Source organism: Neisseria sp. RH3002v2g, from assembly GCF_014596425.2.
Lineage (GTDB): Bacteria > Pseudomonadota > Gammaproteobacteria > Burkholderiales > Neisseriaceae > Neisseria.
On the sequence record NZ_CP110721.1, the window covers coordinates 1,423,493 to 1,439,285 of the forward strand.

At 51.6% G+C, this 15,793-nt stretch carries 4 protein-coding genes; 2 read left to right on the plus strand and 2 right to left on the minus strand.

What is annotated here, in order from left to right:
• The first annotated feature begins 35 nt into the window (after window positions 1-35).
• Window positions 36-1,049, plus strand: a complete 1,014-nt coding sequence (gene ilvC / locus BBP27_RS06805; RefSeq protein ID WP_004521030.1) for a ketol-acid reductoisomerase — start codon at window positions 36-38, stop codon at window positions 1,047-1,049.
• A gap of 386 nt (window positions 1,050-1,435) precedes the next feature.
• Window positions 1,436-2,563 carry a trimeric porin PorB gene (gene porB, locus BBP27_RS06810; RefSeq protein WP_107724250.1) on the plus strand — a complete coding sequence of 376 codons (1,128 nt, stop codon included), beginning with the start codon at window positions 1,436-1,438 and terminating at the stop codon, window positions 2,561-2,563.
• A gap of 186 nt (window positions 2,564-2,749) precedes the next feature.
• On the opposite strand, the gene pepN is transcribed toward porB, so the two are convergent.
• Window positions 2,750-5,371, minus strand: a complete 2,622-nt coding sequence (gene pepN / locus BBP27_RS06815; RefSeq protein WP_188211767.1) for an aminopeptidase N — start codon at window positions 5,369-5,371, stop codon at window positions 2,750-2,752.
• 155 nt (window positions 5,372-5,526) lie between these two features.
• Window positions 5,527-15,762 carry a YadA-like family protein gene (locus BBP27_RS06820; RefSeq protein WP_265511045.1) on the minus strand — a complete coding sequence of 3,412 codons (10,236 nt, stop codon included), beginning with the start codon at window positions 15,760-15,762 and terminating at the stop codon, window positions 5,527-5,529.
• Between the last annotated feature and the right edge of the window lie 31 nt (window positions 15,763-15,793).

Here is a 15,793-nt window from a genome sequence, read left to right on the forward strand (position 1 = left end):
GATTGTCCGGAACCCTCTTACACTAAGGAAATAAAATGCAAGTTTATTACGATAAAGACGCTGACCTTTCTCTGATTAAAGGCAAAACCGTTGCCATCATCGGTTATGGCTCACAAGGTCACGCACACGCAGCAAACCTGAAAGACTCCGGCGTAAATGTCGTCATCGGTCTGCGCCAAGGCGGCTCTTGGAAAAAAGCCGAAGCAGCCGGCCACGACGTGCGCACCGTTGCCGAAGCAACCAAAGCAGCCGACGTTGTGATGATTCTGCTGCCTGACGAAAACCAACCTATCGTATACAAAAACGAAATCGAGCCGAACTTGAAAGAAGGCGCAGTATTGGCATTCGCTCACGGCTTCAACGTACACTACAACCAAATCGTACCCCGCGCCGACCTCGACGTTATCATGGTTGCCCCTAAAGGCCCAGGCCACACCGTACGCAGCGAGTTCCTGAAAGGCGGCGGCGTACCTTCCCTGATCGCCGTTTACCAAGATAAAAGCGGCAAAGCACGCGACATCGCCCTGTCTTACGCAGCAGCCAACGGCGGCACCAAAGGCGGCGTAATCGAAACCAACTTCCGCGAAGAAACCGAAACCGACCTCTTCGGCGAACAAGCCGTATTGTGCGGCGGCGTGGTCGAATTGATCAAAACCGGCTTCGAAACCCTGACTGAAGCAGGCTATGCCCCAGAAATGGCCTACTTCGAATGCCTGCACGAAATGAAGCTCATCGTTGACCTGATTTACGAAGGCGGTATCGCCAACATGAACTACTCCATTTCCAACAATGCAGAGTACGGCGAATACGTAACCGGCGTCGAAGTCATCAACGACAAATCCCGCGAAGCCATGCGCAATGCTCTTAAACGCATCCAAACTGGCGAATACGCTAAAATGTTTATCCAAGAAGGTGCCGTCAACTACGCCAGCATGACAGCCCGCCGCCGTCTGACCGCCGACCACCAAATTGAAAAAGTCGGCGCTCAACTGCGTTCCATGATGCCTTGGATTGCCAAAAACAAACTGGTTGACCAAGACAAAAACTAATCTGTCTTTCAATCAAATAAAACCTGCCCGAGCAATCAGGCAGGTTTTTTATATATTTGCAAACCCAATACACGATAAATTCCAATTACCAAGGCCGTCTGAAAACACGATAAACAATATTCACAACCCAATTTTATATACCCCATATTTTATAGCCATCCCAAAATTCCCTTTTAGAAAACACATTACAAAATAAAAGACCGCCTTGCTTCCACCCTGTCTGTAAAAAACAACGTTTCCCTGCAAAAATCACTCAAAACAAGAGGAAAATTTGTTTTCCTACGCCATAACCTTTATATTATGGTCATGGAATCGTTGAAAGAGAACGATATCGTAATAAGAAGGACGAATACTCGCTTCTTCACACTTAAAAAAGGAAAACAGCAATGAAAAAATCACTGATTGCCCTGACTCTGGCGGCTCTGCCTGTTGCAGCTATGGCTGACGTAACTCTGTACGGTCAAATTAAAGCTGGCGTTGAAGTATCCAAAGTAAAATTGGGTGAACAAACTGCTGCTAAACTGGGCCACGAGAAAAGCTCTAAAACTGCTACTGAAATCGCCGACTTCGGCTCACGTATCGGCTTCAAAGGCCACGAACACTTGGGTAACAACCTGAATGCCATCTGGCAAGTTGAACAAAACACTTCTATCGCCGGTGGCGACAAAGAGTGGGCTTCTCGCGAATCTTTCATCGGTTTGGAAGGTGGTTTCGGTAAAGTTCGTGCCGGTAAACTGGACTCTACTGTTAAAAATACTAGCGATAATGTTGACCAATGGGAAAGCAGCAACGGCGCTTTGAATATGTCTGTATTTACCCGTGTTGACGAACGTGCAGTTTCTGTACGTTACGACAGCCCTGTATTCTCAGGCTTCAGCGCAAGCGTACAATACACTCCTCGCGACAATGCTAACCCTTCTGACAAATACACTCACAACGACGCTACCCGTGACACTTACTACGCTGGCCTGAACTACGAAAACTCTGGCTTCTTCGGTCAATACGCCGGTGGTTTCCGTAAAAACGCCGTTTCTGAAAAAGACGGTCACGTACACCGCTTGGTAGGTGGTTACGATGCTAACAACCTGTTCGTATCTGTAGCCGGTCAATACGCTAAAAACTGGGAAACTTTGGGTGACTACGCTGAAGCCCAATCTAACGGTGTTGTAACTTCTGCTATGCGTGCTGCCGGTACTAACGCTTCTAACGTAGTATTCGGTACTGCTGCTGGCTTGGACAGCCGTCCTGCTGAAACTATCGAAGTTGCCGCTACTGCCGCTTACCGCGCCGGTAACGTAACTCCTCGCGTTTCTTACGCTCACGGCTTCAAAGCTAAAGTTGACGGCGAAAAACTGAAAGGCACTCAATACGACCAAGTTATCGTTGGTGCTGACTACGACTTCTCTAAACGCACTACTGCTTTGGTTTCTGCCGGCTGGTTGCGTGGTGCTGAGTCTGGCCCTCACAAAGTTGAAACCATCTCTGGTTTGGTTGGCCTGCGTCACAAATTCTAATCTTCGGATTAGTATGAAAAAGAGCCTGTTTTATGCAGGCTCTTTTTTTATTCATATTCCCTACCCTCAACGAAAATTAATTTAAGCGTTGATATATAAAAAGGCCGTCTGAAACCAATCGGTTTCAGACGGCCTTTAGTCTATCTGTCCTTATTGCTAGATTACAATAAGTTTAACAGACAAGCTTTATTTTTCATTCAAAATCTTACCGACAATCTCGCCCACATCCTTGGACAAACCTTCTTGTGCATTGATGCGTTGCAATTCTTTGGTCATGACGGCTTTTCGGTTGGCTTCCAATTTGTTGCAGATATTGAAAGCTTGTACCAGTCGGGCGGCAACCTGCGGGTTAAAGCGGTCGATTTCCATCACTTTATCGGCTATAAAGCGGTAGCCGCTGCCGTCTTCTGCATGGAAGTGCGGAATATTACGGCTGAAGCTGATCAACAAAGAACGGGCCTTATTCGGGTTTTCAATGCTGAATTTAGGATGATTCAAGGCCGTCTGAACTTGCTGTAAAGTATCTTTGCGGCGACTTGAAGCAATCAGGGCAAAGTATTTGTCCATTACCAAAGCATCATCGGAGAATTTATCGGCAAATTGCGTCAACAAACGATCGCGAATTTCGCTTTCATTGCTGTTGATTGCGGATAAGATGCCCCATTCGTGGGTCATGTTTTGCGCCATTGCCTCGTAATTTTCCGCAACGTGTTCAATATGCGCAGCATCAGCACGAAGGACAAATGCCCTGCAAGCATTGCGCAAAGTACGCCAGCCGGCCAATTCCGGGCTGTATTCATAACGAACAGCGGCATCGGCCTGGTTTTCTTGCTCGGCAGCTTGACGATTCAACTCACGCCATTGAGGCAGGAACTTGACGGCAACGGCATTGAGCAAGGCTTCACGCGCTTGATGAACCTGAATCGGGTCAATATTTTCTTCTTCCGCCCATACATCGGTCTCAGACGGCATTTGCAGCAAAATAGCACGGAATGCCGGATCAAAGTCACCGGAAACCACCAAAGCCAAAGCGTCCATCAATGCTTTGTGTTCCGGTAAAGGACGGCCTTCCGCCAATGCCTGACGGTTGGCGTTAATGGCGCGATGGTACAAGGTTTGAGCAGCTTCCCAGCGTGCAAACTCATTTTCATCTGCTGCCAGCAAAGTCGCCAATTCTTGATCGCTGTACGGATAGTTCAGGGTAACCGGCGCAGAGAAATCACGCAGCAGAGACGGGATAACCGGCTCATCGACGCCGCCCAACACAAAAGTCTGCTCGGCTTCAGTCAATACCAAAACAGCCTCTTTCACACGTTTGCCTTGATATTCAAACTCAACCACTTCGCCTTTTTCGTTCAGCAAACCGGTTTTGACCGGAATCATCATCGGCTGTTTGTCTGCCATATCGGGCGTGGCCGGAATGGTTTGTTTGATGGTTAATTCAAACGCACCATCTTTCAGACGGCCTTGGGCATCTAAAACCGGCGTACCGGCTTGGCTGTACCACAAAGCAAACTGATCGAGATTGATGCCGTTTGCGTCTGCCATTGCGGCACGGAAATCATCGCAGGTTACCGCCTGACCGTCGTGGCGTTGGAAATACAGCTTCATACCTTTTTGGAAGCCCTCTTCCCCGAGCAAGGTGTGATACATGCGCACGACTTCCGCACCTTTTTCATAGACAGTCATGGTGTAGAAGTTGTTCATCTCCTCATAGCTGGCCGGGCGGACAGGATGCGCAGTCGGGCCCGCATCTTCAGGGAATTGGAACAGGCGCAGCATGCGGACATTGTCGATACGGCGTACCACGCGGCTGGCTCGGTCGCCGGAAAACTCTTGATCACGGAATACGGTCAAACCTTCTTTCAGCGACAATTGGAACCAATCGCGGCAGGTCACTCGGTTGCCTGTCCAGTTGTGGAAATATTCGTGGCCGACCACAGATTCGATGCCTTCAAAGTCAGTATCGGTCGCGGTACGGCTGTTGGCCAGCACAAACTTGGTGTTGAAAATATTCAAACCTTTATTTTCCATCGCGCCCATATTGAAATCGCCCACCGCAACGACCATGAAAATATCCAAGTCGTATTCCAAACCGAAGCGTGTTTCGTCCCATTTCATCGCATTTTTCAACGATTCCACTGCAAAACCGACTTTAGGTTTGTCTGTCTCAGTGGTGTAGAACTCGATTTTGACCTTACGGCCGCTCATGGTCGTAAAATAATCTTCCGTTACCGCCAAATCGCCTGCCACCAAAGCAAAAAGATAGCTAGGTTTGGCAAACGGGTCTTCCCATTTCACCCAATGACGGCCGTCTGAAAACTCACCGCCATCAATTTTATTGCCGTTAGACAGCAACACTGGATAGCGTTTTTTGTCTGCAACGATCGTGGTGGTAAATTTAGACATGACATCCGGACGGTCGATGTAGAAGGTAATTTTGCGGAAACCTTCCGGTTCGCATTGGGTGAACAGGTTACCGCCGGAAGCATACAGACCCATCAGCGATTTGTTCTCAGCCGGCAAAATTTCGGTTTCCACTTCCAGCGTAAAGTTTTCAGACGGCACGCCGGCAATCGTCAGTTTTTCGTCTTCCAACACATAATCTACGGCCCGGCCGTTTACTTTCACAGACAGCAGTTTTGCCGAACCATCCAATACCAACGGCTCCCCTGCTCTTTCAGGTTGGACGGTCAGGCTGGATTTGACGATGGTTTGCGGTTCTAAAATATCGAAATGCAGGTCGGTTTTCAGAATACGGTACGCTGGCGCGGCGTAGTCTTTCAAATAATGGACGGTTTTGCTCATTTTTTCTCTTTCGGGGTTATGCGGTAAATAGATGAAGCATATCGTTTCAGATAGCCCAAATTCAAGTGTTTTCAGAAAAAAAGGCCGTCTGAAACCTAAAATTTCAGACGGCCTTCCTATTCAGGCAGCAAATCTAGTTGCCTGTCATTGCCAACTTACCACTGATACAGCGCACCGGCACCGACACCGACATGACCGTCGGTATTGGCCGAGAAGTTGCCTTTGACAATCCAGTTGCCGCCGTCGCTCATCGCAGACACGCCGATGGCCATGGCAGACTGACCGCCGTAGTAGCCGCTGCCGACACCGATACCGGTCGCACCCGGACGGGTTACTTGCGGAATCGAGCCTTGGGCAATCGCACCGGCCACACCCGCGTAGGCTTTCTTACCTACTTGGTTGATGTTGTTCTGCAACTCGGTACCCAAACCAATCAACTGGTTCACGTTTGCCGCGTCTGTACCGTCTTTACCCGGAGCCACGTTGGTAATGCGTTGGCCGCCGTTGTTCAGACCGACAGGAGACAGTTTGACTTGGTTGTTCGGATTGCTTTCAGTCGGTGCAGCGATGGTTACGCCGTCGTTGTTGACCACGGTATTGCCTGCGGTCAGACCGTCTTTGTTCAACGCAACTTTATCGCCGACTTTCACACCGTCTTTGTTCATCACAGTATCGCCTGCTTTGAAGGTATCGGCATTCACGGTCTTCACGCTAATCTCGTCAGCCAACTTCAGCTGAGCGCCACCGGCAACGGTTTCGCTGATGATGTTGCTGTCGCCTTTAACGTTGATGGTGCCGCCCAACGCGTAGTTGTTGCTGCCGGTCGTACCGCCAAAGTTGATGCCTTTAGCGATAGTCGCAGCATTGTTGGCTACGTTTTGGTTGGTTGCGTACAACTGGCTGCCGTTGACGGCGTCTTTGCTGTTTGCATTGAGATCGCCATCCGCTACGTTGGTTACTTTGTTGCCCGCATTATCCAAGCCGTCTTTCGTCAGGTTTACCTTGCCTGCTTTCAAGCCGTCTTTGTTCAAGGCAACATCGTCACCCACTTTCACACCGTCAGTGTTCACTGCGGTATCGCCGGCTTTCACGCTATCAACATCCAAGTCTTTATCGGTTGCCACCTCGTAAACAGTTTGACCCTTGTCGCCTGTTTTCTGAGTGACAACGATGTTCTTACCTTGAACGACTTCAGTCTTAGACGCAGCGGCAGCTTGTTTCAGTTGAGAAACATTGACTGCATCGGTGTCATCCGTACCGGCCGCAACGTTGGTAATCTTATTGCCGCCGTTGTTCAAACCGGCTTTGGTCAGGTTCACATCACCTGCTTTCAAGCCGTCTTTGTTCAAGGCAACATCATCGCCGACTTTCACACCATCATTATTCATCACGGTATCGCCTGCGGTAACGCTGTCGACTTTCAGGTTTTTATCGGTCGCCACTTTGTAAATGGTTTGGCCATTGGCGCCGACATCCTGAGTAACAACAATGTTATCGCCTTGAACGACTTCAGTCTTAGCCGCAGCCGCAGCTTTGTTCAACTGAGCAACATTCACCGCATCAGTATCGTCGGTACCGGCTGCAACATTGGTAATCTTGTTACCGCCGTTATTCAAGCCGGCTTTAGTCAGGTTGACATCACCAACTTTCACGCCGTCAGTATTGACTGTGGTATCGCCGGCTTTCACGCTGTCAACTGCCAAGTCCTTAGCCAATTTGACTTCCAACTTATCGGAGCCATTCGCTACAACGCCGATATTGCCGTCTGAAAGTTTGGCTGCATCGGTTTGACCGCCGACAATATTCAGCTTCGTACCCGGTTTGCGTTCAACGTCTTTGCCGCTGTCGCCGCCGAAAGTCAGAGGCAGATTGGCAGTTGCATTGACGGCTTTGATTGCATCGTGGATGTTGTTCTCACCCGTACCGCCAATATCGGTCATGCTGATATTGCCGCCGTTATTGGCCGCATTGCCACCCAATACATTCACCAACTGATCTTGGGCTGCATTCAGCTGCTCTTCGGTCGCCGCACGTTTGCCTTGGGCAAAATCGCTGCCACCCAAAGTCGTATTGCTCAAGCCGCTGACTTCGCCTTTGTCGCCATCGATTTTCACCGGAGCTGCTTGACCGACATTCAACACATCGGCCAGTTTCAGCTGTGCACCACCGGCTACGGTTTCGCTGATGATGTTGCTGTCGCCTTTGACATTGATGGTGTCGCCCAATGCGTAGTTGTTGCTGCCGGTGGTACCGCCGAAGTTGATGCCTTTGGCGATGTTGGCGGCGTTGTTGGCGACGTTTTGGTTGGTCGCAAACAGTTGGCTGCCGTTGACGGCGTCTTTGCTGTTGGCATTGAGGTCGCCGTCGGCCACGTTGGTCACTTTGTTGCCGGCGTTGTTCAAACCGTCTTTGGTCAGTTTGACGTCACCTGCTTTAACGCCGTCTTGGGTCAATGCGACATCGTCGCCTACTTTCACACCGTCGTTGTTCACGGTGGTGTCGCCGGCTTTGACGCTGTCTACCACCAGGTCTTTGTTCAGCTTGACGGTTACTTTATCGTCTTGGGCTTCGGTGGTGATGTTGTCGTCGCCGGCAACGGTCACGGTAGAGCCGAGTTTTTCGACATTGGTGCTGCCGCTGTCGCCGTTGAAGGTCAGGCCTTTGGTGTCAACGGTGGTTTTGGCGTCTACGCCTTTTTGGATGTCGTCTTTGGTGTCTTGCGCCAAGTCGATGCTGTAGTCGGTCACGTTGTTCGCGTCTGCTGCTGAAGCAGTGACGGTCACTTTGTCGGAACCTGCGCTCGCGGTCGTGCCTTTGGCGTTGACGGTGTAAACGTCTTGGCCGTTGGCGCCGGTCGTTTTCACCACGTCTTTGATGTTGGTACCGGCAGCAACCTCGGTACGGGCGGCGGCGCTTTGCTGTTTCAGCTGGCTGTAGTTGACGGCGTCGGTATCATCGGTACCGGCGGCAACATTGGTGATCTTGTTGCCGGCGGCATTAATGCCGGACTTGGTCACACTCGGGCCGCCTGTGATGGTGAGGCCGTCTGAATTCAGTTTGCTGTCGCCTGCGGTGACGCTGTCAACGGTGATGTCTTTGGCCAGTTTGAAGTCAATCTGGTTGTCGGACACGGTGGTGACGATGTTGCGGTCGCTGCTGCGGTAGGCAACGGTTTCGCCCAGTTGGACGTTGTCGTCGCTGCCGTTGTCGGCGGCAATGTTCAGACCTTTGGCGATGTTGGTGGCGTTGTTGGCGACGTTTTGGTTGGTCGCAAACAGTTGGCTGCCGTTGACGGCGTCTTTGCTGTTGGCATTGAGGTCGCCGTCGGCCACGTTGGTCACTTTGTTGCCTGCGGCATCGATACCGGACTTGGTCAGGCTAGGACCGCCTGCGACTTTCACACCGTCGTTGTTCACGGTGGTGTCGCCGGCTTTGACGCTGTCTACCACCAGGTCTTTGTTCAGCTTGACGGTTACTTTATCGTCTTGGGCTTCGGTGGTGATGTTGTCGTCGCCGGCAACGGTCACGGTAGAGCCGAGTTTTTCGACATTGGTGCTGCCGCTGTCGCCGTTGAAGGTCAGGCCTTTGGTGTCAACGGTGGTTTTGGCGTCTACGCCTTTTTGGATGTCGTCTTTGGTGTCTTGCGCCAAGTCGATGCTGTAGTCGGTCACGTTGTTCGCGTCTGCTGCTGAAGCAGTGACGGTCACTTTGTCGGAACCTGCGCTCGCGGTCGTGCCTTTGGCGTTGACGGTGTAAACGTCTTGGCCGTTGGCGCCGGTCGTTTTCACCACGTCTTTGATGTTGGTACCGGCAGCAACCTCGGTACGGGCGGCGGCGCTTTGCTGTTTCAGCTGGCTGTAGTTGACGGCGTCGGTATCATCGGTACCGGCGGCAACATTGGTGATCTTGTTGCCGGCGGCATTAATGCCGGACTTGGTCACACTCGGGCCGCCTGTGATGGTGAGGCCGTCTGAATTCAGTTTGCTGTCGCCTGCGGTGACGCTGTCAACGGTGATGTCTTTGGCCAGTTTGAAGTCAATCTGGTTGTCGGACACGGTGGTGACGATGTTGCGGTCGCTGCTGCGGTAGGCAACGGTTTCGCCCAGTTGGACGTTGTCGTCGCTGCCGTTGTCGGCGGCAATGTTCAGACCTTTGGCGATGTTGGTGGCGTTGTTGGCGACGTTTTGGTTGGTCGCAAACAGTTGGCTGCCGTTGACGGCGTCTTTGCTGTTGGCATTGAGGTCGCCGTCGGCCACGTTGGTCACTTTGTTGCCTGCGGCATCGATACCGGACTTGGTCAGGCTAGGACCGCCTGCGACTTTCACACCGTCGTTGTTCACGGTGGTGTCGCCGGCTTTGACGCTGTCTACCACCAGGTCTTTGTTCAGCTTGACGGTTACTTTATCGTCTTGGGCTTCGGTGGTGATGTTGTCGTCGCCGGCAACGGTCACGGTAGAGCCGAGTTTTTCGACATTGGTGCTGCCGCTGTCGCCGTTGAAGGTCAGGCCTTTGGTGTCAACGGTGGTTTTGGCGTCTACGCCTTTTTGGATGTCGTCTTTGGTGTCTTGCGCCAAGTCGATGCTGTAGTCGGTCACGTTGTTCGCGTCTGCTGCTGAAGCAGTGACGGTCACTTTGTCGGAACCTGCGCTCGCGGTCGTGCCTTTGGCGTTGACGGTGTAAACGTCTTGGCCGTTGGCGCCGGTCGTTTTCACCACGTCTTTGATGTTGGTACCGGCAGCAACCTCGGTACGGGCGGCGGCGCTTTGCTGTTTCAGCTGGCTGTAGTTGACGGCGTCGGTATCATCGGTACCGGCGGCAACATTGGTGATCTTGTTGCCGGCGGCATTAATGCCGGACTTGGTCACACTCGGGCCGCCTGTGATGGTGAGGCCGTCTGAATTCAGTTTGCTGTCGCCTGCGGTGACGCTGTCAACGGTGATGTCTTTGGCCAGTTTGAAGTCAATCTGGTTGTCGGACACGGTGGTGACGATGTTGCGGTCGCTGCTGCGGTAGGCAACGGTTTCGCCCAGTTGGACGTTGTCGTCGCTGCCGTTGTCGGCGGCAATGTTCAGACCTTTGGCGATGTTGGTGGCGTTGTTGGCGACGTTTTGGTTGGTCGCAAACAGTTGGCTGCCGTTGACGGCGTCTTTGCTGTTGGCATTGAGGTCGCCGTCGGCCACGTTGGTCACTTTGTTGCCTGCGGCATCGATACCGGACTTGGTCAGGCTAGGACCGCCTGCGACTTTCACACCGTCGTTGTTCACGGTGGTGTCGCCGGCTTTGACGCTGTCTACCACCAGGTCTTTGTTCAGCTTGACGGTTACTTTATCGTCTTGGGCTTCGGTGGTGATGTTGTCGTCGCCGGCAACGGTCACGGTAGAGCCGAGTTTTTCGACATTGGTGCTGCCGCTGTCGCCGTTGAAGGTCAGGCCTTTGGTGTCAACGGTGGTTTTGGCGTCTACGCCTTTTTGGATGTCGTCTTTGGTGTCTTGCGCCAAGTCGATGCTGTAGTCGGTCACGTTGTTCGCGTCTGCTGCTGAAGCAGTGACGGTCACTTTGTCGGAACCTGCGCTCGCGGTCGTGCCTTTGGCGTTGACGGTGTAAACGTCTTGGCCGTTGGCGCCGGTCGTTTTCACCACGTCTTTGATGTTGGTACCGGCAGCAACCTCGGTACGGGCGGCGGCGCTTTGCTGTTTCAGCTGGCTGTAGTTGACGGCGTCGGTATCATCGGTACCGGCGGCAACATTGGTGATCTTGTTGCCGGCGGCATTAATGCCGGACTTGGTCACACTCGGGCCGCCTGTGATGGTGAGGCCGTCTGAATTCAGTTTGCTGTCGCCTGCGGTGACGCTGTCAACGGTGATGTCTTTGGCCAGTTTGAAGTCAATCTGGTTGTCGGACACGGTGGTGACGATGTTGCGGTCGCTGCTGCGGTAGGCAACGGTTTCGCCCAGTTGGACGTTGTCGTCGCTGCCGTTGTCGGCGGCAATGTTCAGACCTTTGGCGATGTTGGTGGCGTTGTTGGCGACGTTTTGGTTGGTCGCAAACAGTTGGCTGCCGTTGACGGCGTCTTTGCTGTTGGCATTGAGGTCGCCGTCGGCCACGTTGGTCACTTTGTTGCCTGCGGCATCGATACCGGACTTGGTCAGGCTAGGACCGCCTGCGACTTTCACACCGTCGTTGTTCACGGTGGTGTCGCCGGCTTTGACGCTGTCTACCACCAGGTCTTTGTTCAGCTTGACGGTTACTTTATCGTCTTGGGCTTCGGTGGTGATGTTGTCGTCGCCGGCAACGGTCACGGTAGAGCCGAGTTTTTCGACATTGGTGCTGCCGCTGTCGCCGTTGAAGGTCAGGCCTTTGGTGTCAACGGTGGTTTTGGCGTCTACGCCTTTTTGGATGTCGTCTTTGGTGTCTTGCGCCAAGTCGATGCTGTAGTCGGTCACGTTGTTCGCGTCTGCTGCTGAAGCAGTGACGGTCACTTTGTCGGAACCTGCGCTCGCGGTCGTGCCTTTGGCGTTGACGGTGTAAACGTCTTGGCCGTTGGCGCCGGTCGTTTTCACCACGTCTTTGATGTTGGTACCGGCAGCAACCTCGGTACGGGCGGCGGCGCTTTGCTGTTTCAGCTGGCTGTAGTTGACGGCGTCGGTATCATCGGTACCGGCGGCAACATTGGTGATCTTGTTGCCGGCGGCATTAATGCCGGACTTGGTCACACTCGGGCCGCCTGTGATGGTGAGGCCGTCTGAATTCAGTTTGCTGTCGCCTGCGGTGACGCTGTCAACGGTGATGTCTTTGGCCAGTTTGAAGTCAATCTGGTTGTCGGACACGGTGGTGACGATGTTGCGGTCGCTGCTGCGGTAGGCAACGGTTTCGCCCAGTTGGACGTTGTCGTCGCTGCCGTTGTCGGCGGCAATGTTCAGACCTTTGGCGATGTTGGTGGCGTTGTTGGCGACGTTTTGGTTGGTCGCAAACAGTTGGCTGCCGTTGACGGCGTCTTTGCTGTTGGCATTGAGGTCGCCGTCGGCCACGTTGGTCACTTTGTTGCCTGCGGCATCGATACCGGACTTGGTCAGGCTAGGACCGCCTGCGACTTTCACACCGTCGTTGTTCACGGTGGTGTCGCCGGCTTTGACGCTGTCTACCACCAGGTCTTTGTTCAGCTTGACGGTTACTTTATCGTCTTGGGCTTCGGTGGTGATGTTGTCGTCGCCGGCAACGGTCACGGTAGAGCCGAGTTTTTCGACATTGGTGCTGCCGCTGTCGCCGTTGAAGGTCAGGCCTTTGGTGTCAACGGTGGTTTTGGCGTCTACGCCTTTTTGGATGTCGTCTTTGGTGCTTTGAGCGAGATCGATACTGTAATCAGTTGTTACTGCACCATCGGCTGCAGTTGTAGCATTGGAGGTCAAATTCAAAGCATTGGAAACTTGTACCGTTGCTTTATCTGCGCTGACGGTATAAGTGGTTTCTTTGCCTGAAGTTGTCTTATTGACATGCGTGTTGCTGCCTGCCGCCACCTTGGTTGTGGTTTTGGCATTATTGATGGCATTGGCTACATCGCCGGCAGTCGCCACACCGGCAGTCGGCGCGGAAACTGTGCCATTATTATCGACAGACAATGTGCCTTGAGTGACATTGATTTGAACTTTTGACGCATTTTCGCCATCGGTGACCGCAACGGTCGTCAAGTTGCCATCGGCGTAGTTGACTGTACCGTTGTTATTGATACGGGATTTATCTGTACCGTTTTGTTGGATATTGTGTCCAACATTGTTCATAACTGTGTACAGTTGGCTACCGTTGACCGCATCGGTCGAAGTGGCGGAAATACGGCCTGCGGCAACATTGTGAATTTGGCGTTCATTGCCTGCGCTGCCTACAGAAACCGCGCCTGTTTTAGCAGATGAAGAAGCTGCATAGCTGACATTGGTCGTCGCACCGCTATCGTTTTTGAATGTCGCATTTTTAGCTGTTGCATCAAAATTATTGGCGGTACCAACAGCACCATTACCCAATGCAACAGAGCTACCGATCGTAGTCGTCGCGCCACTACCCAAAGCAACTGAATCGCTTCCGGTCGCTTTTGCATTATTACCGCCGGCAAAACTATTCTGCCCGGCAGCTTGGGCTGAGGAACCAATAGCGGTGGAATAAAGGCCTGAACTGTTTGCCTGCTTACCAATGGCGATAGAATAAGCTTGCGTTGTCTGCGCCTGATGGCCGATTGCAACAGAATCATCACCGACTGCATTTGACAAATAGCCCATTGCCGTACCGTTATTTTGTGCCGCTGCCCTTGCACCGACAACGGTTGCATTTTCGTAGTTGGCCCTACTGTGAGCACCGACGACTACAGAGTAATTGTAATTATTTTCTGTATTCAAACCTATGGCGATAGAACCTGTACCACGTGAATTGGCATTAGAGCCCAAGGCAACAGCACCCACAGTTCCCGAAGTTACCGTTGCATTTTGACCAACAGCAACAGAATTTTCGCCAAGTACGTTGGCATTATAGCCTAAGGAGACACTACCCGTCGCACTAGTGCTTGTTGCCGCATTCGGTCCGATGGCAATCGAATTGGTTGCTTTTGCGCCGTCATTGTTCCAGTTTTTCGTACCATCAGTTTTGCCTTCTTCTGACTTAACAGAGAAATAGCGGATACGCTCAATTGCACTCAAAACGCCATAAAGTTGAGAGCCGTTGATGGCATCAGTAGAAGTAGCAGAAATATCGCCAGGGGATACATTGATAATTTGGCGTTCATAGCCTTTAGAACCGACAGACACAACATCACCGGCATCGGTAGTTTGACCGCCTGCCCAAGTGTAGGTTACACCCATAATTTCGCGTTGAACGTATGCCTGACCTTCTTTATCGGTTTTAGAAGCCGTACCCAAAGCCACAGAGTTCAGCAAAGTAGCCTTCGCACCTGTACCCAAAGCTACACCGCCAAAAGCAGTCGCCTGAGATTTGGTACCGATAGCCAGAGACAAATCGGCAGATGAATTAGACTGCACACCTAATGCAACAGAACCTTGACCGGCAATAGTATTACCATAAGAACCGTAATTCATCGTATCACCAGTCATCTCTTTATAAATATCACGCAGACTTTTACCGCTCAGCGTATATTCACCGGTCTTTGCACCTTTTTCATTATATTTGATGAATTTATCCGTTGCATTGCCAGAATATCGAGTACCACCTACCGCATCTAAATCATCACCACCAATAGCAACAGATGAATTACCATTAGCCAAGACATTGCCGCCAACCGCAATAGATTGGTCTCCCTTTGCCCACGCACCCTCAGGTCTGCCCTGTGGATCAACACGGTTACCTGAACCAATAGCAATAGACTGAGTTATCTTAGAACTACTTGAATCGCCTACTCGAGCCGTATTACCAATAGCAATATTATTGTGCGTTACATTCACATTCATAATATTTTGAGAAAGAACCCCAGATGCACGTCCAATAGCAATCGTACCAAGTCCGGTTGCATTCGCGTCTGCACCAAGTGCAATAGCACTTGATGACGCACTACCCGAAGCTGGAGAATTTGCCACTGCACCTTTACCAATGGCAATGGTATTTGCAGCTTGAGCTTGGGTTGAACTACCTATAGCGATAGTCTCACTTTGATAACCCACTGCATTGGTACCGATTGCAATGGCATTTTGCGCATTGGCTGCAGCCTGGCTGCCACTACCGATTGCAATGCCGTCTTGGCCCCTTGATGTACTGGAACGACCTAAAGCCATTGAGCCTATACCAAATGCTTGTGCCGAATTACCTAATGCTGTTGTGCTCGTATTATTAGCAAGAGCATTCTTACCTACCGCTGTCGCTTGCGTACCATTTGCTTTGGAATCTGCACCCAGTGCTGTTGAATCTGCAGAAACAGCATTGGCACTTTTACCTATCGCTGTTGCTTGTGAACTACTTGCACTTGTATCTGCACCCATCGCAACAGCATGATTTTGAATAGCCTTGGCATTTGTACCAACAGCAAGGCTGTTATTATGTGTTGCATTTGCACTCGTACCTACCGCAACTGCACCATTAGCCGTAGCATTGGCTGATGCTCCTATTGACAGCGCACCAATACCGGTCGCTGTTGCACCGCTGACCGCGGTCGCTCTGGTTACAGCATCAAATGCAATTTCTCTTCCCCCCGCAGTTGCCGCATACGAATTACCCGCACCTAAAAGAGCTGCCGAAATCACTGTCAATCTAAAAACTGTCGCGATACCATTTTTACCGGATTCGGCAGATACATCTGTACTGTTTTGTTCTGCGGACGATTTCACACGGCCTTTGGCCAATTCGGAAGTTACGACGAAAGATTGAATCGTACGGTTCCAAACAACTTTAAATATCTTATTCATTGGTGTGTCTTTCTCTTTTTATGATGGATAA